This is a genomic window from Citrobacter freundii complex sp. CFNIH2 (genome assembly GCF_002880615.1).
GTDB lineage: Bacteria > Pseudomonadota > Gammaproteobacteria > Enterobacterales > Enterobacteriaceae > Citrobacter_A > Citrobacter_A amalonaticus_F.
On the sequence record NZ_CP025757.1, the window covers coordinates 1,828,888 to 1,853,757 of the forward strand.

Annotated in this window: 23 protein-coding genes; 4 read left to right on the forward strand and 19 right to left on the reverse strand. The window is 55.9% G+C overall.

What is annotated here, in order from left to right; all coding sequences use genetic code 11:
- Positions 1-23: 23 nt before the first annotated feature.
- Entirely contained in the window at positions 24-857 is an 834-nt protein-coding gene (efeU, locus tag WM46_RS09115; protein WP_102602062.1) for an iron uptake transporter permease EfeU, read from the reverse strand.
- A 223-nt stretch (positions 858-1,080) separates the two neighbouring features.
- Positions 1,081-2,589, reverse strand: a complete 1,509-nt coding sequence (gene putP / locus WM46_RS09120; protein WP_061077132.1) for a sodium/proline symporter PutP — start codon at positions 2,587-2,589, stop codon at positions 1,081-1,083.
- Between the two features lie 397 nt (positions 2,590-2,986).
- Between putP and putA the strand changes: the two genes are divergently transcribed.
- Both putA and WM46_RS09135 read left to right on the forward strand, forming a co-directional pair.
- Positions 2,987-6,949, forward strand: coding sequence for a trifunctional transcriptional regulator/proline dehydrogenase/L-glutamate gamma-semialdehyde dehydrogenase (putA, locus tag WM46_RS09130; RefSeq protein WP_102602063.1), 3,963 nt, complete (start codon positions 2,987-2,989; stop codon positions 6,947-6,949).
- A 59-nt stretch (positions 6,950-7,008) separates the two neighbouring features.
- Positions 7,009-7,404 carry a lysozyme inhibitor LprI family protein gene (locus WM46_RS09135; protein ID WP_102603808.1) on the forward strand — a complete coding sequence of 132 codons (396 nt, stop codon included), beginning with the start codon at positions 7,009-7,011 and terminating at the stop codon, positions 7,402-7,404.
- Here WM46_RS09135 and rutR read toward each other — a convergent pair.
- Together rutR and WM46_RS09145 are read right to left on the reverse strand one after the other, a co-directional pair.
- Complete coding sequence (rutR, locus tag WM46_RS09140) at positions 7,401-8,039, reverse strand: HTH-type transcriptional regulator RutR (RefSeq protein WP_102602064.1); 639 nt, start codon at positions 8,037-8,039, stop codon at positions 7,401-7,403. The genes WM46_RS09135 and rutR overlap by 4 nt on opposite strands.
- 170 nt (positions 8,040-8,209) lie before the next feature.
- Positions 8,210-8,383 carry a general stress protein gene (locus tag WM46_RS09145; protein ID WP_012132907.1) on the reverse strand — a complete coding sequence of 58 codons (174 nt, stop codon included), beginning with the start codon at positions 8,381-8,383 and terminating at the stop codon, positions 8,210-8,212.
- A 403-nt stretch (positions 8,384-8,786) separates the two neighbouring features.
- On the opposite strand from WM46_RS09145, the gene wrbA reads away from it, so the two are divergent.
- Positions 8,787-9,383, forward strand: coding sequence for an NAD(P)H:quinone oxidoreductase (wrbA, locus tag WM46_RS09150; protein WP_042319755.1), 597 nt, complete (start codon positions 8,787-8,789; stop codon positions 9,381-9,383).
- Positions 9,384-9,403: 20 nt separating this feature from the next.
- The gene (locus WM46_RS09155; RefSeq protein ID WP_042319758.1) at positions 9,404-9,631 is read left to right on the forward strand and encodes a YccJ family protein; all 228 of its coding nucleotides are present in this window, start codon (positions 9,404-9,406) and stop codon (positions 9,629-9,631) included.
- 36 nt (positions 9,632-9,667) lie between these two features.
- On the opposite strand, the gene agp is transcribed toward WM46_RS09155, so the two are convergent.
- The 15 genes from agp to WM46_RS09230 all read right to left on the reverse strand — a co-directional run bounded on the left by agp (position 9,668) and on the right by WM46_RS09230 (position 24,835).
- Positions 9,668-10,909, reverse strand: coding sequence for a bifunctional glucose-1-phosphatase/inositol phosphatase (agp, locus tag WM46_RS09160; RefSeq protein ID WP_102602065.1), 1,242 nt, complete (start codon positions 10,907-10,909; stop codon positions 9,668-9,670).
- Positions 10,910-10,995: 86 nt separating this feature from the next.
- Complete coding sequence (locus WM46_RS09165; RefSeq protein WP_102602066.1) at positions 10,996-11,703, reverse strand: ArsR/SmtB family transcription factor; 708 nt, start codon at positions 11,701-11,703, stop codon at positions 10,996-10,998.
- A gap of 49 nt (positions 11,704-11,752) precedes the next feature.
- Positions 11,753-12,511 (reverse strand): sulfite exporter TauE/SafE family protein, encoded by a 759-nt coding sequence (locus tag WM46_RS09170; RefSeq protein WP_102602067.1) that lies wholly within the window; start codon positions 12,509-12,511, stop codon positions 11,753-11,755.
- Between the two features lie 86 nt (positions 12,512-12,597).
- A complete protein-coding gene (locus WM46_RS09175; protein ID WP_061077126.1) occupies positions 12,598-13,086 on the reverse strand; it encodes a MarR family transcriptional regulator in 489 nt (162 codons plus the stop codon).
- A 24-nt stretch (positions 13,087-13,110) separates the two neighbouring features.
- Positions 13,111-13,596, reverse strand: a complete 486-nt coding sequence (locus tag WM46_RS09180) for a TlpA family protein disulfide reductase (protein WP_187394471.1) — start codon at positions 13,594-13,596, stop codon at positions 13,111-13,113.
- Positions 13,583-14,278: an ABC transporter ATP-binding protein gene (locus WM46_RS09185; protein WP_061077124.1), complete on the reverse strand. Its 696-nt coding sequence runs from the start codon at positions 14,276-14,278 to the stop codon at positions 13,583-13,585. The genes WM46_RS09180 and WM46_RS09185 overlap by 14 nt, the downstream gene beginning before the upstream one ends.
- Before the next feature lie 4 nt (positions 14,279-14,282).
- On the reverse strand, positions 14,283-15,413 hold the full coding sequence (locus tag WM46_RS09190) for an ABC transporter permease (protein ID WP_102602069.1): 1,131 nt from the start codon (positions 15,411-15,413) through the stop codon (positions 14,283-14,285).
- Positions 15,403-16,686 carry an ABC transporter permease gene (locus WM46_RS09195; RefSeq protein WP_102602070.1) on the reverse strand — a complete coding sequence of 428 codons (1,284 nt, stop codon included), beginning with the start codon at positions 16,684-16,686 and terminating at the stop codon, positions 15,403-15,405. The genes WM46_RS09190 and WM46_RS09195 overlap by 11 nt, the downstream gene beginning before the upstream one ends.
- Before the next feature lie 2 nt (positions 16,687-16,688).
- Positions 16,689-18,068 (reverse strand): Fe-S-containing protein, encoded by a 1,380-nt coding sequence (locus tag WM46_RS09200; protein ID WP_102602071.1) that lies wholly within the window; start codon positions 18,066-18,068, stop codon positions 16,689-16,691.
- A 66-nt stretch (positions 18,069-18,134) separates the two neighbouring features.
- Positions 18,135-18,662 carry an iron transporter gene (locus WM46_RS09205; RefSeq protein WP_042319779.1) on the reverse strand — a complete coding sequence of 176 codons (528 nt, stop codon included), beginning with the start codon at positions 18,660-18,662 and terminating at the stop codon, positions 18,135-18,137.
- 29 nt (positions 18,663-18,691) lie between these two features.
- Entirely contained in the window at positions 18,692-20,632 is a 1,941-nt protein-coding gene (locus WM46_RS09210) for an FTR1 family protein (RefSeq protein WP_102602072.1), read from the reverse strand.
- Positions 20,633-20,895: 263 nt separating this feature from the next.
- A complete protein-coding gene (gene nqrC / locus WM46_RS09215; protein WP_102602073.1) occupies positions 20,896-21,648 on the reverse strand; it encodes an NADH:ubiquinone reductase (Na(+)-transporting) subunit C in 753 nt (250 codons plus the stop codon).
- Positions 21,649-21,838: 190 nt separating this feature from the next.
- Positions 21,839-22,345, reverse strand: a complete 507-nt coding sequence (locus WM46_RS09220; RefSeq protein WP_102602074.1) for a protein disulfide oxidoreductase — start codon at positions 22,343-22,345, stop codon at positions 21,839-21,841.
- Positions 22,335-22,958: a DsbA family protein gene (locus tag WM46_RS09225; RefSeq protein ID WP_102602075.1), complete on the reverse strand. Its 624-nt coding sequence runs from the start codon at positions 22,956-22,958 to the stop codon at positions 22,335-22,337. The genes WM46_RS09220 and WM46_RS09225 overlap by 11 nt, the downstream gene beginning before the upstream one ends.
- Entirely contained in the window at positions 22,955-24,835 is a 1,881-nt protein-coding gene (locus tag WM46_RS09230) for a protein-disulfide reductase DsbD domain-containing protein (RefSeq protein WP_102602076.1), read from the reverse strand. The genes WM46_RS09225 and WM46_RS09230 overlap by 4 nt, the downstream gene beginning before the upstream one ends.
- Positions 24,836-24,870 lie beyond the last annotated feature (35 nt).

Here is a 24,870-nt window from a genome sequence, read left to right on the forward strand (position 1 = left end):
GTAAAAGTCTGCGTCGCAAAGCGTTAAGGCGCTGTGCGGGACGCGGTTGTGCCTGTGCGCGGCGGCAATGCAAACACCACCAGCGCCGGTATCAGGTAGATAAACCAGACCGCAACCTCACTGACGCTCGGGGCTTCCTGGTAGCCAAAAATACCTTCCATCAGGGTGCCAAACAGCGAGTGCGTCGAAAGAATAGCGCTCATATCAAACGCCACGTCCTGGAAGTGGTTCCACAATCCGGCTTCATGAAAAGCACGAATCGCGCCTGCAGCAAGACCGGCCGCTACCAGCAAAATGAACAGGCTGGTCCACTTAAAGAAAGCGCCCAGGTTCAGACGGATGCCGCCCCAGTAGAGTAAGAAGCCGAGAACGACAGCCGTCGCCAGACCCAGCATGGCGCCAACCGGCGGCCAGATCCCGACGTCCTGTTGAAAGGCGGCCAGCAGGAAAAAGACGGATTCCAGCCCTTCACGCGCCACGGCGAAAAAGACCATCATGATCAATGCCCAGCCATGGTGATTACCGCGCTGTAATGCGCTGTCGACCGCCTGCTCCAGTTGGACTTTGACGTTGCGCGAAACCTTACGCATCCAGAACACCATCCAGGTGAGGATCACCACAGCAATCACCGCGACGATACCTTCGAACAGTTCCTGTTCCTTTTGCGGAAACTCACCGGTGGTCTCGTTGATGAAGATCCCAAGGCCCAGGCACAGCGCTGCCGCCAGAAATACGCCAATCCACATCACGCCAATCCAACGGCCTCGTTGGGTACGCTTCAGATAACTGGCAATCAGGCTGACTATCAGCGCGGCTTCCAGCCCTTCACGCAACATAATTAGAAACGGAACAAACATGCCAGACACCCTTAAACGTTATTCTTAGTCAACTGATGCAAAGAAAGGTAAATTACAGTGATAGTGATTATCATTACGGCAAGAGAAAACTCAAGCAGAATGTAATGATAATGATGTCAGAATGTAAACACTTAGCGAGTTAATGGTTATGGCGGGAAGCGATCGCTGAAAACGACAAAAAGGCCCGCACGAAGCGGGCCTGATTAGTCAGTGGGTTAAGTCGTTAGCCTTCCTGCAAACGCGACGGCGGTGCGGAATGATAGTGCGCGTCCGCCTCCGCAAAGCGTTTGAGCATCGCCGATGATGGCGCTTTACCCAACAGACTGAAGGCGACAATACCGACGCTGCCGAAGATAAAGCCCGGAATGATTTCGTACAGATCCAGCCAGCCGAAATGTTTCCAGACGATCACCGTCACGGCGCCGATAATCATCCCGGCCAGCGCGCCGTTGCGAGTCATACGCGACCACATCACCGAGAACAGCACCACCGGACCAAACGCGGCGCCGAAACCAGCCCAGGCGTAGCTCACCAGACCCAGAACCCGGTTCTCCGGGTTCGCCGCCAGAGCGATAGCCACCAGCGCGACCACCAGCACCATAATGCGCCCTACCCAAACCAGCTCCTGCTGGCTGGCGCCTTTACGCAGGAACGCTTTGTACAAATCCTCGGTAATGGCGCTGGAACATACCAGCAACTGACAGCTCAGCGTTGACATCACCGCCGCGAGAATTGCAGACAACAGGATGCCGGCAATCCACGGGTTAAACAGGATTTGCGCCAGTTCGATGAACACGCGCTCCGCGTTCTGATTCACTGAACCCGCCAGCGCCGGATTGTTGTTGAAGTAAGCGATACCGAAGAAACCGACCGCTACTGCGCCCGCCAGACAGAGGATCATCCAGGTCATGCTGATACGACGGGCATGAACGATGCTGTGGTGGGAATCCGCCGCCATAAAACGCGCCAGAATGTGTGGCTGACCGAAGTAGCCCAATCCCCAGCCCATCAGGGAAATGATGGCGACAAAATTCAGCCCTTTGAGCATATCAACGTTCTCAATGCTCTTCTGTTTGATGACTTCCAGCGAATCGCCAAAGCCCCCAACGCTGATGATGACGATCACCGGTGTCAGGATCAGCGCAAAAATCATCAGACTGGCCTGCACGGTATCCGTCCAGCTTACCGCGAGGAATCCGCCAATAAAGGTATAGAGGATGGTGGCTGCTGCGCCCGCCCACAGTGCGGTTTCGTAGCTCATGCCAAAGGTGCTTTCAAACAGACGCGCCCCTGCCACGATGCCGGACGCGCAGTAGATAGTGAAGAACAGCAAAATCACCAGCGCGGAGATAATGCGCAGAACCCGGCTCTTATCTTCAAAGCGTCCGGTGAAATAATCCGGTAGCGTCAGCGCGTTATTATTATGCTCGGTGTGCACGCGAAGACGCCCGGCCACCAGCTTCCAGTTGATCCACGCCCCTAAAGTCAGGCCGATGGCAATCCAGCTTTCTGAAATCCCGGAAATGAAAATCGCGCCCGGTAAGCCCATCAGCAGCCAGCCGCTCATGTCCGATGCGCCTGCAGACAGCGCCGTCACAAACGGCCCAAGGCTGCGGCCCCCCAGAATATAATCATCAAAGTTCTTGGTTGAACGCCAGGCGATAAAACCAATCAATATCATGCCAAAAATGTAGACACAGAACGTCACCAGCATCGGTGTGCTAATTGCCATAAACTCTCCAGACTCTTCTGTTTTATTGCCCTGCCGGAACGTGGCAAAGCATGTTGTATTTCCCAGGCGACCGTATCCTGCCGGAAGCGTGAGTTATTCACAATCGATTTAACACACCATTTACATCAAATTTTGCTGCCGATGAATACTAATTTCCGCCAGGTTGCACTCTCTCACACTTTTTCCGGTTGCACCTTTTAAAAGTGTTAACTGCCGCAGAGAAAAAGATAGCGTTATTATTTTTCCCAACGTCATACATCTTTCTTTTATTAACATTTCATTCATTTTTAAGCTTGTCGTACAGGTCACATTTAACGTGGTTGCACAAAGTTGCAACATAGTAGATATTTCTCGATAACCACACGCAGTACATTATCGAACAACAGGAGCAGATGGCATGGGAACCACCACGATGGGGGTTAAACTGGATGACGCAACGCGCGAGCGTATTAAGTCAGCGGCAACGCGAATTGATCGCACCCCGCACTGGTTGATTAAGCAGGCAATCTTTAATTACCTGGAAAAACTGGAAAACGATGACACGCTGCCAGAACTTCCTGCGCTATTAGCCGGAGCCGCCAATGAAGGCGATGAATCCACGGCACCGCAGGAAGAGATCCATCAACCTTTCCTGGAATTTGCCGAACAGATCCTCCCTCAATCGGTCTCGCGTTCCGCCATCACTGCCGCGTACCGCCGCTCAGAAACCGACGCTGTTTCGATGTTGATGGAGCAGGCGCGTCTGCCGCAGCCGGTGGCCGAACAAGCTCATAAGCTGGCTTACCAGTTGGCGGATAAACTGCGTAATCAGAAAACAGCCAGCGGCCGTGCCGGGATGGTACAGGGCTTGCTGCAGGAGTTTTCTCTCTCTTCGCAGGAAGGGGTGGCACTGATGTGTCTGGCAGAAGCGCTGCTGCGTATCCCGGATAAAGCCACACGCGATGCCTTAATCCGCGACAAGATCAGCAACGGTAACTGGCAGTCGCACATTGGTCGTAGTCCGTCGCTGTTCGTCAACGCGGCGACCTGGGGTCTACTGTTCACCGGTCGTCTGGTCTCCACCCATAACGAAGCCAGCCTTTCGCGCTCCCTGAACCGCATTATCGGTAAGAGCGGTGAGCCGCTGATCCGTAAAGGCGTCGACATGGCGATGCGTCTGATGGGCGAACAGTTCGTCACCGGGGAAACCATTGCTGAAGCGCTGGCGAATGCCCGTAAGCTGGAAGAAAAAGGCTTCCGCTACTCCTACGATATGCTGGGTGAAGCCGCGCTGACCGCGGCCGATGCGCAGGCTTATATGGTCTCTTATCAGCAGGCGATCCATGCGATAGGGAAAGCGTCGAACGGACGTGGAATTTATGAAGGTCCGGGGATCTCTATCAAGCTCTCCGCCCTGCATCCGCGTTACAGCCGTGCCCAGTACGATCGAGTGATGGAAGAGCTCTATCCGCGCCTGAAGTCGTTGACGCTGCTGGCGCGCCAGTATGATATCGGCATTAATATCGATGCCGAAGAGGCCGACCGTCTGGAGATCTCCCTCGATCTGCTGGAAAAACTGTGTTTTGAACCTGAACTGGCTGGCTGGAACGGTATTGGTTTCGTCATTCAGGCGTACCAGAAACGCTGCCCGTTCGTCATCGATTACCTGATCGACCTGGCCACCCGCAGCCGTCGTCGTCTGATGATTCGTCTGGTTAAAGGCGCCTACTGGGATAGCGAGATTAAACGCGCTCAGATGGACGGTCTGGAAGGCTATCCGGTTTACACGCGCAAGGTCTACACCGACGTCTCTTATCTCGCCTGTGCGAAAAAATTGCTCGCCGTGCCGAATCTGATCTACCCGCAATTTGCGACCCACAACGCCCATACGCTGGCGGCCATTTATCAACTGGCCGGGCAGAACTACTATCCGGGTCAGTATGAGTTCCAGTGCCTGCACGGGATGGGTGAGCCGCTGTACGAACAGGTCACCGGTAAAGTGGCGGATGGCAAACTGAACCGTCCGTGCCGCATTTATGCGCCGGTTGGCACCCATGAAACGCTGCTGGCGTACCTGGTGCGTCGTCTGCTGGAAAACGGGGCCAACACCTCCTTTGTTAACCGTATCGCGGATACCACGCTGCCGCTGGACGAACTGGTGGCCGATCCGGTCGAAGCCGTCGAGAAACTGGCGCAACAGGAAGGTCAGACCGGCCTGCCGCATCCGAAGATCCCCCTGCCGCGCGCTCTGTATGGCAAAGGCCGCGATAATTCGGCCGGTCTGGATCTTTCCAACGAACATCGTCTGGCCTCACTCTCTTCTGCCCTGCTCAACAGCGCGCTGCAAAAATGGCGGGCGTTACCGATGCTCGACGCCCCGGTTGCCGAGGGCGAAATGAGCCCGGTGGTCAACCCGGCAGAACCAAAAGACATCGTGGGCTATGTCCGTGAAGCCACTGAGGCCGAAGTCGAACAGGCGCTGCAAAGCGCGGTGAACAATGCCCCTATCTGGTTTGCGACGCCGCCGCAAGAACGTGCTGCCATCCTCCATCGCGCTGCCGTGTTGATGGAAGGCCAGATGCAACAGTTGATCGGCATTCTGGTCCGCGAAGCCGGTAAGAGCTTCGCCAACGCCATTGCCGAAGTGCGTGAAGCGGTAGACTTCCTGCACTATTACGCCGGTCAGGTGCGTGACGATTTTGATAATGAGACCCATCGTCCGCTCGGACCGGTTGTCTGTATCAGCCCGTGGAACTTCCCGCTGGCCATCTTCAGCGGACAGATTGCCGCCGCGCTGGCTGCCGGCAACAGCGTACTGGCAAAACCCGCGGAACAGACGCCGCTCATCGCCGCCCAGGGCATTGCCATCTTGCTGGAAGCTGGCGTACCGCCGGGCGTGGTGCAACTGCTGCCTGGTCGGGGTGAAACGGTGGGCGCGCAACTGACCGCTGACAGCCGCGTGCGCGGCGTGATGTTTACCGGTTCTACCGAGGTAGCGACGCTGCTGCAACGTAACATCGCGACGCGTCTGGATGCACAGGGGCGTCCGATTCCGCTGATCGCCGAAACGGGCGGCATGAACGCGATGATCGTTGACTCATCCGCCCTCACCGAACAGGTCGTGGTCGACGTGCTGTCCTCGGCGTTTGACAGCGCCGGACAGCGCTGCTCCGCGCTGCGCATACTCTGTCTACAGGATGATATCGCCGACCACACGCTGAAAATGCTGCGTGGCGCGATGGCCGAATGTCGGATGGGCAACCCGGGGCGTCTGACTACCGATATTGGTCCGGTGATCGACAGTGAAGCCAAATCCAATATTGAACAGCATATTCAGGCCATGCGGGCGAAAGGTCGTCCCGTGTTCCAGGCGGCGCGTGAAAACAGTGAAGATGTTCGTGAATGGCAAAGCGGCACATTCGTTGCGCCGACGCTGATCGAACTGGAAAGCGTTGATGAGCTGCAAAAAGAGGTCTTTGGTCCGGTTCTGCACGTTGTACGCTACAACCGCAACAACCTGGACGCGCTGATTGCCCAGATCAACGCCTCCGGCTACGGTCTGACGCTGGGCGTCCACACCCGTATTGATGAAACCATTGCCCAGGTCACCGGCTCAGCGCACGTGGGCAACCTGTACGTCAACCGTAATATGGTGGGGGCGGTTGTCGGCGTACAGCCGTTCGGCGGCGAAGGGTTGTCGGGAACCGGTCCGAAAGCCGGTGGACCGCTCTATCTCTACCGTCTGCTGGCAAACCGTCCGGAAAATGCGCTGGCCATCACTTTGGCGCGTCAGGATGCGGACTATCCGGTAGACGCCCAGTTGAAAGCCGCGCTGATCCAGCCGCTGGAAGCGCTCAGCGAGTGGGCGGCCGATCGCCCTGTGTTGCGTCAACTCTGTCAGCAGTTTGGCGAACTGGCGCAGGCCGGTACGCAGCGTCTGCTGCCGGGTCCTACCGGGGAGCGTAACACCTGGACGCTGTTACCGCGTGAGCGCGTGCTGTGTATTGCCGATGATGAGCAGGATGCGCTGGTGCAGCTTGCCGCCGTCACCTCGGTCGGGAGTCAGATTTTGTGGTCTGACGATGCCTTCCACCGTGATCTGGCGAAGCGCCTGCCGGCAGCGGTTTCCGACCGCATTGCGTTTGCGAAAACCGACAGCCTGACGACGCAGCCTTTTGATGCGGTGATCTTCCACGGCGATTCCGATCAGCTTCGCGCACTGTGTGAAGCGGTGGCAGCCCGTGAAGGCGCGATTGTCTCGGTACAAGGTTTCGCCCGTGGTGAAAGTAATATTCTGCTGGAGCGACTGTACGTCGAGCGTTCGCTGAGCGTGAACACGGCAGCCGCCGGAGGTAACGCAAGCCTGATGACAATTGGCTAAGGCTGTGGTTAATTAAGGCTCCGGAAACGGGGCCTTTTTTTATGGATCCAGAGGGAATGATGAAACGAATACTACTCACCTGCGCTGCGCTGTTGCTCAGCGGTCAGGCGCTGGCCGATGACTGCGCTAATGCCAGTACGCAAGCGGAAATGAACACCTGCGCCGTCACCCAATACCAGGCGGCAGACAAAGAACTGAATGAAACGTATCAGAATGCGCTGAAACGCGCAGCCCCGCCACAGCAGGAACTGCTGAAAAAGGCGCAGACCGCATGGATCGCCATGCGTGATGCCGACTGCGCGCTTATCAGCTCTGGCACCGAGGGGGGAAGTGCTCAGGTGATGATCGCCAATCAGTGCCTGGCGGATAAAACCGCCGAGCGTGAAGCGTTTCTCGCCTCGCTGCTGCAGTGCGAAGAAGGCGATATGAGCTGCCCGCTGCCGCCAGCCAATTAACGAACGCGAATTCCCTCAATAATCATGCGCTGAACGTTTTCAACCGTCTGATTAAAAAAGGTTTCGTCACGCAGCGTTGCGCCCGTCACCGCTTCAACCTGAGGCGCAAAGTCGGCGTAATGCTGTGTTGAAGCCCAAATCATGAAGATCAGATGGTGCGGGTCGATCGGCGCCAGCTTGCCGCTCTTCACCCAACCGGCAATCAGCGCGGACTTTTCATCAATCAGCGCTTTCAGATCGCCAGTCAATTCATCCATCAACAACGGTGCGCCAGCCAGCATCTCCATGCAAAAAAGCCGCGAGGCCTGCGGGTAGTCACGGGACACTTCCAGCTTCAGCCGGATGTACTCTTCAATAGCGGCCAACGGCGCAAAATCTTCCCGAAATGCTTTTAAGGGGGCCAGCCAGATATCCAGAATCTGTCGCAGCACGGCGACATACAGCGCCTCTTTTGACGGGTAGTAATAAAGAAGATTGGTTTTGGAGACGCCGGCCTGTTCGGCAATTTGCTCAATGCGTGTGCCATGAAAGCCATATTGTGAAAACGTATTTAACGCGGCCGTCAGAATCGCCTCGCGTTTCGCGCTGACCGCCTGCGAGCGTTTGCCTGTTTTTTTCTCCGCACGTTGAACCATGCCCTTCTCCTTGTTCCGTGAATCCGGCAATGGCGCATAGTCTGCGGGGCGTTTCATTTCAGTTCAACCTGACGGGTAAAAAAAACCGCCGGAGGATCCGGCGGCGGTGGCATCATCACGTCGGGATGGGATGCGTTCGTGATGCGTTTCCGGGGTAGCAGGCCTGGTCGTTACGAATTACGATTGCCGTGGCTACTTTTACCCCCTTTCTTACCGGCTTCAGAGGCACGCTGCGGGTCGTTCTTGAAATTTCCCCCGCTGTGCTGACCACCTTTACGACCTGCTTCTGATGCTCTTTCACGGTCTTCGGCAAAATTGCCGGAGCCGCCTCGATGGTTTGCCATTACTGACCTCCGTCATTGATTAGACATCGTCGTGTCCAGGTGTCGGGGAGTCTCCCCTCACGGCGTATGACCCATGTCATAATAATCACCGCGTGGAACTAAGCATAGTGAACACCGCTCGTGGATGAGTCGATTCGTAACATTCTGTAATATCTTTGCCCGCGTATGGCTCTACCGCCGCGAACAAGCCGCATAATTGTTTCTTATGGCAAAAGAAAGCCTGTGCGGCAAAAATGTTTCATGATAATTCAGAACGCGCCGTTGGCATGGGGCCGCTTAAAATCATGATGAAATTTATTATAAATCAAAGAAATGTTTCTAAGGCTTGCACTCTCGTCGACACGACTTATCTTTAAATAAGTGCAGCAATTTGCTGCTTTCGATAAACCGAGGAGTAGTGCAAATGGCAAAAGTTCTGGTGCTTTATTATTCCATGTACGGACACATCGAAACGATGGCACATGCGGTGGCAGAAGGAGCGAGCAAAGTGAATGGCGCGGAGGTCACCATCAAACGCGTACCAGAAACGATGCAGGCGGAAATCTTCGCTAAAGCTGGCGGTAAAACTCAAAATGCCCCCGTCGCAACCCCGCAGGAACTGGCTGATTACGACGCCATTATTTTTGGTACGCCAACGCGCTTTGGCAATATGTCAGGCCAGATGCGTACCTTCCTGGATCAGACGGGCGGATTGTGGGCGTCCGGCGCGTTGTATGGCAAACTCGCCAGCGTTTTCAGTTCTACCGGGACAGGCGGCGGCCAGGAACAAACGATTACGTCCACATGGACTACACTTGCCCATCATGGGATGGTGATTGTGCCCATTGGCTATGCCGCGCAGGAACTGTTCGATGTTTCGCAGGTTCGCGGTGGTACGCCTTATGGCGCAACGACCATTGCCGGTGGTGACGGTTCACGCCAGCCCAGTCAGGAAGAGCTCTCTATCGCACGTTACCAGGGCGAATACGTTGCCGGTCTGGCAGTGAAGCTCAACGGCTAATCTTCAACGGGAGGATAAGAATGCCAACTCAAGAAGCGAAGGCTCATCACGTCGGTGAGTGGGCAAGTCTGCGCAATACATCGCCGGAAATAGCCGAAGCCATATTTGAAGTTGCCGGATATGACGAGAAGCTGGCAGAAAAAATTTGGGAAGAAGGCAGCGATGAAGTGCTCATCAAAGCCTTTGATAAGACAGATAAAGACGCGCTCTTCTGGGGCGAACAAACCATCGAACGTAAAAACGTTTAATCCGTCAATTCCCCCGCTTACGCGGGGGAACCTCATTTACTTCGCCGCCTCATTCAACAACGTGTCAAACTTGTCGATCGGACAGAAACCGTTCGCATCAATCGGGCATCCCTTCAACTCCAGGGTCACGCGTTGCGCCGGGGCTTTCAGCGTCAGCACATCCGCATTACGCAGTTGATCTGAACTCTGATACACATACTCAATTTTCATCAGATCGCGGCTGGCCTTCGTGTCATGCCAGCGCTGGAAGACAATTTTGCCGCCAATCGGCGTGCGTTCGTTCTGATCATGTAACTGATAGGGTTTGAATTCCAGTGCGGTGAGCAGTGAGGCGATGTTTGAGTCATGTCCTACCAGCACGGTGATTTTCGGCGCTTTCGCCTGTTCGGTCACCAGCGCTTTGTCGATGTATTTCACCAGCGGTTTCGCCACATTACGCGCGACTTCCGGAGAGGTAAACAGGCTGTCCTGGTAGCCATTTTTCAGTTTCGACAACACCTTCCACTGCTGATCGGATTTAATTTCGCCCCAGGCCACCTGATCCATCGGGAATCCTTCGTAGTATTGCAGCGTGAAGGCGTCCACCAGCGAGTTACCCACTTTCAGCGGCCCGGAGACGCCTGGCTCCTGCTCATAGTTCGCGCTAAAGGTATCTTTAGCCTCAGTCAGAGAACACTGCTGTTTTTCCTTGCACGATGGCGAGTCTTTGTAGTTGATCATCTGCTCCAGCAACTGGTAGCTGTCATCAAGTTGCATCTGGCTGCGCTCTTTTTCCATCGCCTGTACGGCTTTCTCGCGGAAGGCCGCCGAGTCATCGGTGATCACCGGGTTAAAGGTCGGGTCCATGGTGCCCATTTTTTCCTGGTGATGCACCGGAACATCGCAGCCAGGGAACGCGCCGGTGATAAAGAACTGGGCGGTCGCGACCGTACGCTGCAGACTGTTGGCATAGGTATAGACCGTATCCGGTGCCGGGCACTCGCCGGATTTCACCATCCCCTGCTCTGCCAGCCATTCACGCATGTAATGGCCCATATACACTTCCAGCACGCCACCTTTGGTGGTGAGCTGTCCGCCCGGCACATCCCATTCAGGCCATTTATTCGGAGTGGACTGCTCCAGCACGCTGCCATTATTCGCCAGCGGCGCACGTAAGTTATGTCGACTCATCATCAATACTTGCTGTAGCTGATAGCCTTCCGGCGCCGTTTGCGCCTGCGCGGCAGAAGACAACATCACAACCCCTGCCACAGCGGCGGCAATTAACGATTTGTTCATCCCTACGACCTCGTGTTGTTATTCGTCATTTATAAGTGTGACAGATATATGACACTTTTCCGGGAACGAGACCGCAAAACAGGGATTCAGCGCATCATATTGATGCCGAATATCATTTGCAGCTTGCGGATCCCGGAGGGCGTGAAGGTGACCTGGCGGCTTCCCGGTGCCGTTTTGATCCACCGCTGCCCGATTAGCCAGGTCAGTAGCGCGGCGCCGAGCACACCACCCAGATGATAACGTCGTTCGCTCCAGTCCAGACAGCCGCAGCTAAATTTGCGTCGTGACGCGCCAGCCTGTACCACAATGCCCAGTTCCGTCATTTTCTCCTCACCCAGAGGCGTCAGGGTTTCACCATCTGCCGCCAGCCACTGCCGGGAAACCAGCGTATCAAACAGTCTCACCGCCACTTCTCCCGCCAGATGGTCATAACAGGTCCGGGCCTGACGCAAACTCAGCGGCGTAGTGATTTTTCGCGATGCTGTTGATGCCCAGGCGACACCCATCAGGCGCTCCAGCAGTTCCGCTATGTCTGTACTTGCGAGGCGAAAATAGCGGTGCCGCCCCTGGGCGAGAGAAACCACAAACCGCTGCTCGCACAGACGGGCCAGGTGCGCACTGGCGGTAGACGCTGAGATATCCGCCACCGCGCTCAGTTCCGTCGCCGTCCATGCCCGACCATCCATCAGCGCGCACAGCATCCGGGATCGCGATTTGTCCGCCATTACCGCCGCCGTCAGCGCCATTCGCGATTCCAGTTCGCCGTCTTCTTCATTTACGACTATTGACGTCATACTGACCTCTCAGCCTCGGGGGAGGGTTAACCATGGCACGATTTTGTCATTAAGTCACAGCACGGAGCATCATTTCGATACTTAGCCCCATCAGACAAAACAGAAAGCAACGTTTAAAAACAACGGGTGAGATCACCCGCCGGATACGGGTGCCTGCCCACTGGCCGATCAGCGCCGGAACGATGGCGAATGCCGATAAGCTCAGCGACTGCATGGGGAGCGCGCCGTGCCACCACAGTCCAAGTGCTAACGCCAGCGTGGAAAAGGTAAAAGAGATACCGAGCGCCTGAACCAGTTCATCCTTCTCAAAGCCCAGCGACTGGATCCACGGCACCGCCGGCATCACAAAGACGCCCGTTCCGCCGGTCAACAACCCGGTGGCGAATCCAACGATCAATGAGAGCGGTTTTTCACGCTGCGGTGCGACCGCAATCCGTTTTCCTGCCAGGGTCCAGAGCGCATACACCATCAGCGCCAGCCCCAGCGCAAACTGTGTGTGGGAAGTATCGCCACCGGTGATCCAGACGCTGGCCAACAGGGTGGCAATCACCACCGTTAGCAGCATCGGCCAGAGTCGTATCAGCAACATCCGGGTATTCCCACCGCCGCCAAACTGAAACAGATTGCTGACCAGCGAAGGTAACAGCAGCATAGCTGCCGCCGCAACCGGTGAGATCAGCGAACCGAGGATCCCCATCGCCACAGTGGGCAGTCCCATGCCAGTGACGCCTTTCACCATCCCCGCAAGAACAAAGGTCAAGGCAATCATCACAACCTGGTCGGGATCGAATGCAAAAAGAAGGGTCATGCTTCAGAGTCCTGTAAGGAGAAGATGACCCATCCTGAATGCTCGCGACGATGCTTGCTTCGTCAGCGAACGAAATGTGGTTTCAGCTATTCAGAGATAATGACTTCATGGCGGATGTTACGCGCGCAGTAGGCCGTCCCGTCTTTGAGATACAATTCCTGAAAACGGCTATTATCCATCGGTTGCTGCAGTCGCGAACGCTCGGTATCGACAAACTCTTTTTGCACGCGGTAATGCACCGCATCCTGTGTTTCGAATGCGATAAACTCGCGGGTGGCATAGGGCTTATGTTTCAGTTTGACATAGACGATATACTGCACCGTGCTGAACGTAAGCCCGGTTCGCACGGCAATCTCCTTCATGGTCAGCGGTTCATCGGATTCATACAGTGCCTGAACCTGTTGAATTCTCTTCTGGTTATACGCCGACACACGCAAACTGAGTTTCAGCCGGTAAGCCATATTGCGCACCACTGTCACATTGGTGCACAGCATCTGCGCAATGTGTTGCGTCGAGAGGACGCCCGCGTTTTCACGCAGGAGAGCCAGGCTCTCGTCGTTCCAGATAAATGCCATCAGCGGTATCCCTCCACCGAAAACTTATTGCCCCGCGAGACGGGCGAACGTGGCGGCTAATTCCGCCGGTTTACGCATTCCCTGATGCCACTCCAGCACCCGACCCTGTGGGTCAATCAGGACCGAGGTCGGTGTGCCGATGACCTGATATCGTTCCTGAGTGATCTTCATCTGATCGCGAAGGACCGGATACGACACCTGATGCTTCGCCAGCAGCGCATCCAGGCTGACCGTTCCCGGATCGGTATTCACCGCCACCACTACCACGCTATCGCCCCATTTCTGGCTGAGCGTTTCCAGCGAATCCATCTCCGCCAGACAGCCACCGCAGCCTGCCGACCAGAAGTTCAGGTAGATGGATTTCCCCTGCCAGCGATCCAGTCCGGACGCCTTGCCCTGTAAATCAAAGGCTGCCAGCGCCGGAGCCGTTTCGCCTACAGCCAGCTTTTCCTCTTTACAGCCACTGAGCAATACCGCCAGTGAGAGAATGAAAACGTTAAGCCAGCGCATGTTGCATCGCCTCCTCTCCCTGATACTTTCCGTGTTGCAGACGCAAAATGCGATCGGCAAACTGCCCAAGCGCCGGGTTATGCGTCACCATGACTATCGTGCGCCCCTGGCGGTGCAAATCGGTAAGCAAATCCAACACCCGCTGTTCATTCTCTTCATCGAGGTTGCCGGTCGGTTCATCCGCAAAAATGACCGGCGGCTCATTCACCAGCGCCCGCGCAATACAGACACGCTGCTGCTCCCCGCCGGAAAGCTGGCTGGGTAAATGGGTGACGCGGTGCCCAAGGCCGACCTGTTCCAGTACTTTTCTGGCCGCTGCCTCGTCCACAACGCTGTGATAGTGCTGTGCCAGCATGATATTTTCCAGCGCGGTTAAAAAGGGAATGAGATGGAATTGCTGGAACACCAGACCAATCTTCTCGGCGCGAAAACGACGCCGTCCCTCTTCGTCCAGTGCGGCGGCGTCCGTTCCATCAAGGAACACCTGGCCTTCCGTTGCGGTATCCAGGCAAGTGAGAATGTTCATCAACGTCGTTTTCCCGGAACCGGAGGCCCCCATAATGGCGACAAACTCCCCTTGCGTAATCCGCAGGTTAATATCATCCAGGGCGGTAACGTCGCCAAACCGTTTATAGAGGTGACGTGTTTCGATCGCCACCTGTGGAATCTGCGTCACGGACATGGCGCTACTCTCCTTTCAGCACTTTAGCGGGTTCGACGCTGACTGCGCGTCGTACCGGAACAATCGCCGCCAGAATGGCGACCAGTAAAGACAATACGAGGGTGATGGGCAGCACCGGTAGACGCAGCGAGATCGCCGCATTAAATACCGTCAGTCCCAACAGTTGCGCCAGCAGATAACCCAACAACCAGCCGCACACCACGGCCGCAAGGGCGATAATGCAGGTTTCCAGCAAGATTTGTCGTACGATGTCGCCATTGCTGGCGCCCAGCGCTTTTTGCAGGGCGAATTCGCGGGCTCGCTCGCCGACTATCGCCATCAGGGTGGTATTCACGCACAGGGAAGAGAGCGCCAGAATCACCAGCGAGACCAGTCCCATCAACCCTTTGATCTTATCCAGCACCTGCCCTTCTGAGGCGGAGACTTTACGAACCGGGCGAATCTCCAGATCCGGGTACTGGCTTTGCAGCCGGCTGGCATAGCGATCAACCTGACCGACATCATTACTTACGCTCAACAGGCCGTGGCTGATTTTTCCCGGCTGATGCAGCCAGGCTTGCGCCACGTCGAGGCTGACGATCAGCATGTTGTCCGTGGCGTCACCGGCTTCGACAATGCCTTTAATCTGCAGATTTTTTCGCTGATTATGATCGACCAGCGTGACGTTATCGCCGGGCTGAACGTTGAGGCGCTCCGCCAGCTTGACGCCAATCATCGCGTTGCGATCGTCAAAGCTGACGCCAATCCAGCTGCCCTGAACCTGCCAGTAAGACACCAGTTTTTGCAACGATTCAAACCAGACGCCGACGATCACCACTTTTTCCAGTTCGGTACGCGCCATGCCGTACAGCCACGGACTGGCGCCGTGAACCAGCCCCGGCGGTGCGTCATCCAGAATAGTCTGTAGCGCCTGCTGCGGCATACTCGCGCCGTGTCCCGGCCCGATGTAGAAATTGGCGCCGAAAGTGCGCAACTCTTCACTCATTTTGGTATTGATGTCGAACCAAACCGCGCTCAGCGCCGTCACGATGGTCGCCCCCACCATCAGCGCGGCAAAAACCACGCTGACCCGCTGAAAGCGCAGGCGTAGCGCCCGCCACACCAGCAGCCAGAGCATTGTCTGTTTAGCGGCCATACAGCACCTCCACGGGATAGAGTCGCGCAATGCGCCGCGCCGGGAACCAGGTTCCGATCAGGGCAATCAGCACCGCAACCACCAGCACGCACGGCACCACAATCCAGGCGAAATCGAGCGGCGCGTCAAACAGCATCACGCCAATCGCTTTCGCCAGACCCCACCCGGCAACGCTTCCCAGCGCCCCGCCTGCCAGCCCACTGGAGGCGGCTTCGAGGTAGAACAGCAGCATGATCTGCCACTGGCGCGCGCCAAGCGCCTTCATCAGACCGATCTCTTTGGCGCGTTCCATAATGGTGCTGGTCATCAGCGAGGCAATCCCCATTGCCGATGCCGCCAGCGCGGCAACCGTCACCACCGCCATCAGCAGCTGAATTTTATCAATCACCACCCCTTCAGATGCGGCGACCTGCCAGACCGGGCGCACCTCCGCCCCGGAGATCGCTTCCTCCAGTTGGTGGGCGATAGAAGAAACATAAGCAGTGCAGTACCAGAGGTCGTACTCTTCCGCATTGAGCGCATCCAGATTTTCCCGCGCACGGCGTGAAAGCTCATTTTCCGGTACCGTCAGCGCCGAAACACGAATGGCCTGCACCTTGCCGGGCAACCCCAATAGCGTCTGCGCCGTCGCAAGCGGCATCACCAGTTGGTTATCTTCCTCGCCGCCGCTGGAGAGGATCCCGCTGACGGTGACATGAACTGTTGTACCCGCGTTGTTTAGCGCCAGCGTATCACCCGCTTTCCATCCTGTTTGTCGCGCCAGCGCGTGCCCCACCAGCGTTTGCGGTGGACTGTTCTCGCCTTCCTGCGGCCAGTCACCGGTCACCTGCCAGAACGGGCTGACCGTTTTCTGTCCGGTTTCATATCCCTCTTCATCCGGAATATCGACCGGCTGACTGAAGAACGTCCCGAGAATGCGCACCGCGTTATCGTTAACGGTGACTTCACCGCCCAGCATCGGTGCAAAACCAACAATGTTATTGCGCCAGAAAATATCTTTGATATTCGGTAATTCAGCTTCATCAAGGAAATCCTGCCCCGAGAGCGGATTACTGCTTTCGCTAAACAGCGCAGGCAATGCCGCTTGTCCGGCAGGCTCAATCAGGATGTTCGCGCCGTAGGACTTGAGCTCCCTCGACATTTTGTCACCGATATCGATAGACACCGCCAGCAGCGCCGAGATCAGGCTGGCTGCAAGAAAGACCGTGATAATCGCCAGCCCTTTACGCCGCAGGTTGCGTCCCCAGGATTGTCGTAACATTCGCCACAGCATCGTTACTCCTCCCTCAGTTCCGCAGGAACAAACTGTTCCGGCGTTTTACGAAAACGGTCATAGTTCGCTTCGGAGGAGAAGAACCAGGTCTTACCGCCGTAGCTGTATTTGAAGTCCGCCGAGGTATTGGTCAGCGTTGAACCGTCAACCGGATCGGTCACCTGAATGGTCATCACCGTCGAGAAGTAGTTCACGCCAGCGGCCAGTTCTTTACCGGGGATCACTAACTCTTTTTCATCGTTGCGCCAGTTTTCAATCGGCACCGGATTGCAGCCGCCGGGTTTGCCAATAGAAGGGATAAAAATGTGTACCCCGCAGGCGACGCAAATGACCTGATTGCCTTCCATCACATAGCCCTGATCGCCGCACAGCAGACAGGCATCAAACACCACGCCAAAGCGCAGTTTATCGGGATAGCGGTTGATGATGAAAAAGCGCACGGCTTTGCCATCGTCAGCCACCCAGACAAAGCGATGCAGCTTACCGTCCCGCAGTTGTTCAACGGGCAGATGGACACTGCCGTCGCTGGCGAGCGTTACCGGGATGGCTTGCGAAAGCTGCGGCGGCTGAGACGCGACGTTGTCCCACCACAGTTGCCCGGCAATCACCACCACGGCGCAACCGAGGGTGACCAGCCAAAGCCGCAGCGCATTACGCCGCTGCGCCAGCGCCAGGCGATGAGCGATCGGTTCTTCTGTTGCCCGCGTCTGCCGGTGAGCGCTCAGTAACGACGGCAGCCAGCACAGCGCCAGAATCAGCAGTAATCCCACCGCCATCCAGTTATAGGCTGGCGCATTATTGGTCACTTTCGCCACAAAGCTCAGCAGCGATTTCGCCAGCGGCAGCACCTGCAGCTTCAGCAACAGCAACAGCAAATTACCGCTTAACGGCAGCCACAGCATGACCAGCAGAATGAGGGTGAACGGCCAGTACAGCACGCGGATTCGGCGCAACAGCATGGCGCAAAGCACGCCCGCCAGACAGAGGATCGCGAAGGCAAGGACCACTGCCGTCAGATTCAGCAGCAGTTCAGTATTCAGGACATGCGTGCTGGTTAAGCCACCGAGATTCGGATCGAGCGCCCAGTGACGCGCTGCGCCAAAGACCAGAATCCCCTGCCACAGATAGCGCACGCGGTTTCCCGCCCACCAGAAGCTGAGCACAAACAGCAGCGTGACCATCACTTCCGTTCCGACCAGTAACAGCTGTACCGGTTGTGAACCGCGCAGCGTCAGTCCTGCCAGCACGCCGGCCACCAGGCCAATAAGCAGCGTCCAGCCCAGAGGGCGTAAGGAAGGGGGATCGTTTCGACTCCAGAGAACACCGGAGAGTAGCGCGATGCAGAAAAAGACCTGTAGCGTGGTGACGAAAAAGTAACTCATGACATCGACTCAGAACAGCGGATTGACTCGGCCGGGATGAGTTAGCATCCCGGCGCATCGGTTTTCTTAGTTCAGACCGACGTATTTAAATTCGTAGCTCACATCAAACGGTTTCCACCAGCGACCGACGCCAGTGTCACTGTCGGTGTGACGGTGCATCCCCGCTTTTGACGGCGGTTCAATGTGGTAAGTCACTTTGTAGTTGCCCACGCCCATCATCTTGACGTTCGCGCCATAGTGAGGGCCATCGCTGGCGACCATCGGCATAAACGTCCCTTCTTGTTTTTCACCGGTATCGCTGTTGACCAGGGTGTAGCTGATGGTCAGATACGGGATCCACTCACCGGCGCCAAAGCCGTTTTTACTGCCTTCGACCGCGTGAATATCCGCCTCAAGGTGAATATCGGCTTTGGCTGCCGGTAAGCCCATGCCGCGCGGTTCCATATCAATTGGCTGCAGGTAAACGGCGGCCAGCTCCATTTCATTCATCACGACAGGCTCGCCCGCCGGGTACTCTTTAAAGGCGAACGCTGCCGGTGCGGTGAAAATTCCGGCCATCACTGCGCTGGCAATCAGGGTTTTCTTCATGGTCATCAGACATATCCTCTCGTCTAAAATCACAACTACAGAGTGTTTTTTATTGTTTCCCCGGGAACGGCGCTTTTTCGCCGCATTACCCACAGCGCAAGCAGCGCAGCGAGCAGCAATACTGCCTGCGGTAACAGCGTTTCCACATAGGGATAAATCCCCAGCCAGCTGATTTCCGGGAAGCCGTTAATCAACGTTGGCTGGAACAGTTTGCCTTCCACCAGTTCCAGCACGCCTTTGCCCGCAAACACGAAGGCCATCAGGTACATGAAACTGCCGGTAAACATAAAGAAGGGTTTCAGCGGCAAACGCACCACCGAATAACGCATGACCAGCCACGCCGCCAGTAACACGACACAGCCAATAACAAAGCCCGCGCCAATCGCCATGTGTCCGGCGGCATCTTTGGCATCGCCGATCAGGGCGTAGTAGAACAGAACCGTTTCGGCACCTTCGCGATAGACCGCGAGGAAACTGGTCAGCCACAGCCCCACCAGCGACCCTTTCGTCAGCGAGTGAGACAGCTTGCCTTCCAGCCAGGCCTTCCAGTGTCGGGCTTCTACTTTAGACAGCAGCCAGTAGCTCATGAAGAACAGCATCACGACCGCAATCAACATCGTGATGCCTTCCAGCAATTCCCGGCTGGCGCCCGAGTTGGTGAACAGCAACTGGAAAATCACGGCGGTGATCACGCTGGCGACCAGGGCGACGATCACCGACTGGCGAATCAACGGCAGCTTATCCTGATGATTGTTTTTCACCATGTAGGCGACAATCGCCGCCACGATCAGCAGGGCTTCCAGCCCTTCACGGACAATGATCATCAGGCTGTAAAGCAGCAGGCTCCACTGCGTCTCTTCTCCTTCGCCAAGCATCGTCACCGCTTTTTGCAGATCCTGCTCGAGCGCGCTCGCTTCTGACTGGAGTCTTTCGGCCGGCTGACCGGCCTTCATCAAGCTGACCAGACGGGTGAAGTAGGCTTCCAGCGTGGTTTTGAACGCCGAATCACGGGAGCCGATTTTGTTTTCCATGCCGCTGGCTTCGAAGCGATCGAAATAGCTATCCTGAACATCCAGAATGGCATTCTGCGCCTCGCCGCGTTGATAACGTGCAATGGCGTCCTGAATGCTCTGATTGATTCCGCTGGCCACTTCACCCCAGTTTGTGCGCGAACTCCCCTCCTCCACCGCCGGAGCGTTGTCCGCAGTTTGTGGAGCCGCAATCTGCTGATCGTCGCGGGTCGTCGGTAAGCCAGGCAGAATATCCTCGATATCCTGTAACAGCGTGGTGACCTGATAAGAGACGTCGTTGAGACGATCGGGTTGGGCGGCAAGGGCAATCAGCGCGGAAAACTGTTGATTGATGGCGGCGGCATCTTTGGCCGAACGATTCTGCCTGACCGACATTTCCATCTCAGAGTTTTTGAATCCCTGATAGTGCGCCTGCTGAACGTGCTGACTGGCCGTAGCGTAGTTCCCGGCCTGATAGTCATTCACCGCCTGGGCCAGCAGATCGTCGATAATACGGAAGCTCTCTTGCCAGTGGACAGCGATATCCGTTCGGGTGAGCGCGCTGTGCTGCTCTTCCGCGACCAGTCGGTGTCCGCCGTCCAGCACCGGTTCAACTTCTCGTAGCGATGCCTTCAGCCAGTCGATTCTCGACTGCACATCAGCAAGCGGTTTCTTCTCGCCAATCATCCGCCGGATTTCACCGAAGGCGCTCTCCATTTCGTAACTTTTACTGGCGGAAATGTTAATGCGGATGGGACCTTCGAGATTTTCGAACACCTCAAAGTAGGCCATTTGTACCGTACGGCGCGCCTCATCGGTTTGCTGCTGAGAATAAAGTTCTGCTGTTTTATCAAGACGTTGCTCAATATCTTCAATAAACGGAGCATAGTTTGTCGCGGCCCATACGCTAACGCTTATGAGCAGACTGAAGAGAGTCACCAGCAGTGAGAGGCAAAACTTACGCACGATACGCACCAAAGAACACAAATGATAATTATTATCATTATCGATTTTTGCTGACGTTGTACATGACCTGGATCATAAAAATGTCAACGGGTGACAACTTATGTAAATTTATTTCATCGATATGTGATGGAGGGCGAAATCTGACGGAGGGTAATACACCGCCCTACCGTCAGGAATTGAATGACGACGTTGCGTAAATCCGCAAAAAATTAATGATACTGCGCCTACTGGCTTAAAGTAAATTATCCGCAGGCGCACATCATTCAGCGATACAACATCTCCGGGTCTTGTTTCAGTCGCTGCAAAAATGGGCCATAACCCTGCTCGCTGATCCAGTAGTTAATACTCTTCTCAACGCCCGTTGACGTCAGCGTCGCACCAGAAATACCATCAACGGTATATTCATTATGCTTCCCTGATGTCTCCTGAACTATTTTCAACGCCGGCGTTCCATTCTCATCAGCCACTTTTTTCCCCGGCCATTGTTGACGCCAGCTTTCATCTTTCACCCTGGCCCCCAGAAATGGCGTCTCTCGCTGCTGATAATAATACAGATTGTTCACCGTACGGCCGTCCAGTCCCAAAGAGAGAAATGCGTGCATCATCGATTTCGCCCCTTTGCCTGAAACAGGAATGATAACCTGCTGAATCTTATTATACTTATCTTTTACCAGGTAAACTTCCGCCAGCGAACAGCGCTGACGAATCTGTGCAGGGTCCTGCTCCGGAGTGAGTTTTTTACATCTCTGTGCGGCCGTTTTGTCCGTCACCCACTCGCCGGAATCCAGATTTACCGTGCGCACGATAATCGAACGCTGATACAGGTTATCTCGCGATTTTTTATCCTGAGAATCCGTCTTAAGTAAGCCCGCCGCCTGTAAAACAGCGGCATTTTTTTCTTCTGCCGTCGGCTCCGTCATTTCCCCCTGAAAAAGCATAAACCAGGCGATCGCAATCAGAAAAATAAGGACACAAAGCACCATCATTGATGCAATAATAATTTTACCCTTGCGCATTTCTTTATAATCCCTGTAAGCATTAACATCGTTATATCGCTACATGATATGCCATCACTCCTCGTCATTTGCAATAATAAAAACCGCGAAAATATAGATTCAGCCCCGTTTACTTTTCGCCTTAATATTTGAATCGTATATTGTTACGGCTATTTCATGGCGGAAAAAACCGGGTTTCCCCGGTTTTGACTCAACTGATTTTCGCCCACCCTAGCCGCAGGAGCATTCCCCAGTAGCTGGTCCAGCCGCTGGTAGTGGAAACCACCTGCCCTTTTGACACCACGATCAGCGTGGGGGTGACGCTGATATCCCAACTGCGGGAAAGTGCGCCACTGGCATCGTTGACCACGGGAAAAGAGATCCCTTTGTGCGCCAGCCAGCGCGTGAGCGTCTGTTCATCTCCCGAACGCAGCGCGATGGTCAGCACATTCTTCCCTTGCGCCTGCAAGCGAGCAACGTCCGGTGTGGTATAGCGGCAAACGCCACACCAGGTGGCCCAGAAATAGATGAGTAGCGGCTCTTCCTCACTTAATGCCGCCAGCGTCACCCGTTCACCATCCAGCGTGTAAAGCGGTGTACTGTCGAAAGCCGTCGGTGCCTGTGGCGCGCGCCAGACATCCATCAGCCACATTCCACCAGCCAGCAGGAGCAGAAAAATCACACCTTCACGCAGCCAGCGCCGCAACTTACTGACCATTTGCCACCGCCAGTTTTTCTTTGACGATCTCCTCAAGGACTTCCCAGGAAACAGCACCGGGGATCAGTTCATCGCCAACGATCGTCGCCGGCGTTCCCTGAACGCCAACGAGTCGCGCCAGTTGCAGATTGGTGCTCAGCGTTTCATTGCTTTTTTCATCCAGTATGACCGGACTGGCAGCCGATTTTTGCTGCGCCTGCTTAATGCTGACGTCAGTGTGATACCCCCTCTTTTGCATCAGCTTTTCATGCAGCGCGAGGAACTGCTGTGGATGCTCGCGCCAGGTGGTGAGCGCCGTCCGCGCAGACAGCACCGAGCTTTCGCCTTTAAACGGCAGCGGTTTGATAATCACCGCCACGTCCGGGTATTTCGCCACCAGTTTCTCCAGCAGCGGATCAAGCTGTTTGCAGTACGGACAGTTGTAATCGGTAAAATTCACCAGCGTCAGTTTTGCGTGTTTTGCGCCAATGCGCGGACTGGACGGATCGTTAAACAACGCCTCCTGAATGAGGGCTTCGATCTGTTTTTCCTGCTCCGGGGTAAACGGCGCGGCTTCTTTGGCGAGGCTGAACGCGCTGAACAGGGTAAATAACAGGATGATCAGGGATTTCATGGCGTTTCTCCTTTCGCTTCAGCCAGCGTTTCTAACAGACCGTCGCGCGTTAATAACGTCGGCAGCGCCTGACCTTTCGGTAAGCCGGGGCCATAAATTTGGTTATACGGTACGGCAACCTGGCCGCGTGATTTCAGAAATGCCGTAATGTCATCAGACGGCAGCGTCCAGTCGCCGCGCAGAGCCACCACATCCGGTTGCTGTAGCGCCGCCTGCACCGCGTCGGTGTTCAGCACGTTATATTTATTGACCTTGCAGGTAATGCACCAGTCGGCGGTCACATCGATAAATACGCGCTTATGCTGCGCAAGCGCGTCAGCGATCGCCTGCTCGCTCAGCGGCTGCCAGCGGACACTCTCTTTCACCGCACTCTGAGGGGTAAAACCCAGATGAGGCAGAAGCAGCGTTGCCAGCCAGAGGGCCGAACCGAGCATCATTAAGCCGAGCAGGCGTCGCAGTCCGTTCATCCAGCGTCCCGGTCGCGGCAGACGAAGCGCCAGACCCGGACGCAGTGCGACCAGCAACCACGGCAGGCTCATCCCGACACCGAGCGCGAAGAAAAGCCCCCACAGCACGGGCAGCGATGCCGTCAGCGCCACCGCCACGGCCGTACCGAGAAACGGCGCGCTGCACGGTGTCGCCAGCAGCGTGGCGAACGCGCCCTGCCAGAAATGCCCCGCCAGACCATTGCCGCCGTAAGTCGCCAGTCGGGTGGTCATTGATGACGGCAAGCGAAATTCAAACAGACCGAGCAGACTGGCGCTGAAGGTCAGCATCACCAGCACCATTACGCCGATAAACCATGGATTCTGGAACTGGATCCCCCAACCCAACGCCTGATGGCTCAGGCGAAGCACGGTCATCAGTAATGCCAGCGCCATGAAGGAGATCAGAATACCGCCCACCGACGCGAGGAACTGCCGTCGTATCTGTTGGCGGTTTTTCTCCTCAACGAGCAAAATCGAACCCAGCTTCATCCCCAGCACCGGCAATACGCAGGGCATCAGGTTGAGGATCAGTCCGCCCGCCAGCGCCATAAGGACCACCTGCCAGAGCGGCAACCCGGCGGTATCCGCCGCCGGTGCATCACCAACGGTAAGCTGGCTCTCCTGCGCCACACCGTTATCCGCCAGCACCAACGTGAGCGATTTGCCGCGCAGATTCGGCGCCCCTTCCCCCCAGCTATCGTGAACCGGCACCGTCGCGTGAAGTTTTTCGCCATCGACCCGGATCAAGGGTTTAGCAAAATCCGAGTCCTCTACGCTATCGAGGAACAGCGCGGGTGCGGTCCAGCCACCGCGGCGCTGCGCCTCGATCACCAACTCGCCGTCACGCGCACCGGCGATCAGGGTTTGCGTCAGACCTTGCGCCAGGGGCACGCGTCCCATCGCCTGAGCATAATCATGTGCAAATCCGGCATCCTGTTGAGAGGCCGTGAGCGAAAACGGGTAGTCGGTCAGCAAACACACGTTGCTACAGGTAGAGAGCGTCAGCACACCGGCAATGCGCTCGGGAGTGTCTCCCCGGACGGTCAGCGGAAACGTGACCTGTTGGTGATAGCCCTGGGTGGTAATACCGGCGACGTCAAAACGGGCCGGTGTCGGCCAGAACCAGTCCACCGCTGGCATCTCTCCTTGCCAGGCGATGGCAGGCGCAACGCCGCCTTCCCCCGGCGAGCGCCAGTACGTCTTCCAGCCGTTTTCCAGTTTGACGTCGATCAGCAGACGGGTTTCCCCCTGTGCTGACGTATCGGCGCGCAGTCGCACGCTGGCATGGTCGTTCTCCGGGGAACGCAGCCAGCCGCTCTCTGCCGCCCACGATGTGGGCAGCCAGAGTAATAACAGGCAGATCAGTCCCTGCCTGAAGGCATACATCATAATTTTTCTCCATGAATGATTAACTTACTGTACGA

Coding starts and splice junctions, on each gene's coding strand:
- efeU (WP_102602062.1), bottom strand. CDS start 857: ATGTTTGTTCCGTTTCTAATTATGTTGCGTGAAGGGCTGGAAGCCGCG.
- putP (WP_061077132.1), bottom strand. CDS start 2,589: ATGGCAATTAGCACACCGATGCTGGTGACGTTCTGTGTCTACATTTTT.
- putA (WP_102602063.1), top strand. CDS start 2,987: ATGGGAACCACCACGATGGGGGTTAAACTGGATGACGCAACGCGCGAG.
- WM46_RS09135 (WP_102603808.1), top strand. CDS start 7,009: ATGAAACGAATACTACTCACCTGCGCTGCGCTGTTGCTCAGCGGTCAG.
- rutR (WP_102602064.1), bottom strand. CDS start 8,039: ATGGTTCAACGTGCGGAGAAAAAAACAGGCAAACGCTCGCAGGCGGTC.
- WM46_RS09145 (WP_012132907.1), bottom strand. CDS start 8,383: ATGGCAAACCATCGAGGCGGCTCCGGCAATTTTGCCGAAGACCGTGAA.
- wrbA (WP_042319755.1), top strand. CDS start 8,787: ATGGCAAAAGTTCTGGTGCTTTATTATTCCATGTACGGACACATCGAA.
- WM46_RS09155 (WP_042319758.1), top strand. CDS start 9,404: ATGCCAACTCAAGAAGCGAAGGCTCATCACGTCGGTGAGTGGGCAAGT.
- agp (WP_102602065.1), bottom strand. CDS start 10,909: ATGAACAAATCGTTAATTGCCGCCGCTGTGGCAGGGGTTGTGATGTTG.
- WM46_RS09165 (WP_102602066.1), bottom strand. CDS start 11,703: ATGACGTCAATAGTCGTAAATGAAGAAGACGGCGAACTGGAATCGCGA.
- WM46_RS09170 (WP_102602067.1), bottom strand. CDS start 12,511: ATGACCCTTCTTTTTGCATTCGATCCCGACCAGGTTGTGATGATTGCC.
- WM46_RS09175 (WP_061077126.1), bottom strand. CDS start 13,086: ATGGCATTTATCTGGAACGACGAGAGCCTGGCTCTCCTGCGTGAAAAC.
- WM46_RS09180 (WP_187394471.1), bottom strand. CDS start 13,596: ATGCGCTGGCTTAACGTTTTCATTCTCTCACTGGCGGTATTGCTCAGT.
- WM46_RS09185 (WP_061077124.1), bottom strand. CDS start 14,278: ATGTCCGTGACGCAGATTCCACAGGTGGCGATCGAAACACGTCACCTC.
- WM46_RS09190 (WP_102602069.1), bottom strand. CDS start 15,413: ATGGCCGCTAAACAGACAATGCTCTGGCTGCTGGTGTGGCGGGCGCTA.
- WM46_RS09195 (WP_102602070.1), bottom strand. CDS start 16,686: ATGCTGTGGCGAATGTTACGACAATCCTGGGGACGCAACCTGCGGCGT.
- WM46_RS09200 (WP_102602071.1), bottom strand. CDS start 18,068: ATGAGTTACTTTTTCGTCACCACGCTACAGGTCTTTTTCTGCATCGCG.
- WM46_RS09205 (WP_042319779.1), bottom strand. CDS start 18,662: ATGACCATGAAGAAAACCCTGATTGCCAGCGCAGTGATGGCCGGAATT.
- nqrC (WP_102602073.1), bottom strand. CDS start 21,648: ATGCGCAAGGGTAAAATTATTATTGCATCAATGATGGTGCTTTGTGTC.
- WM46_RS09220 (WP_102602074.1), bottom strand. CDS start 22,345: ATGGTCAGTAAGTTGCGGCGCTGGCTGCGTGAAGGTGTGATTTTTCTG.
- WM46_RS09225 (WP_102602075.1), bottom strand. CDS start 22,958: ATGAAATCCCTGATCATCCTGTTATTTACCCTGTTCAGCGCGTTCAGC.
- WM46_RS09230 (WP_102602076.1), bottom strand. CDS start 24,835: ATGATGTATGCCTTCAGGCAGGGACTGATCTGCCTGTTATTACTCTGG.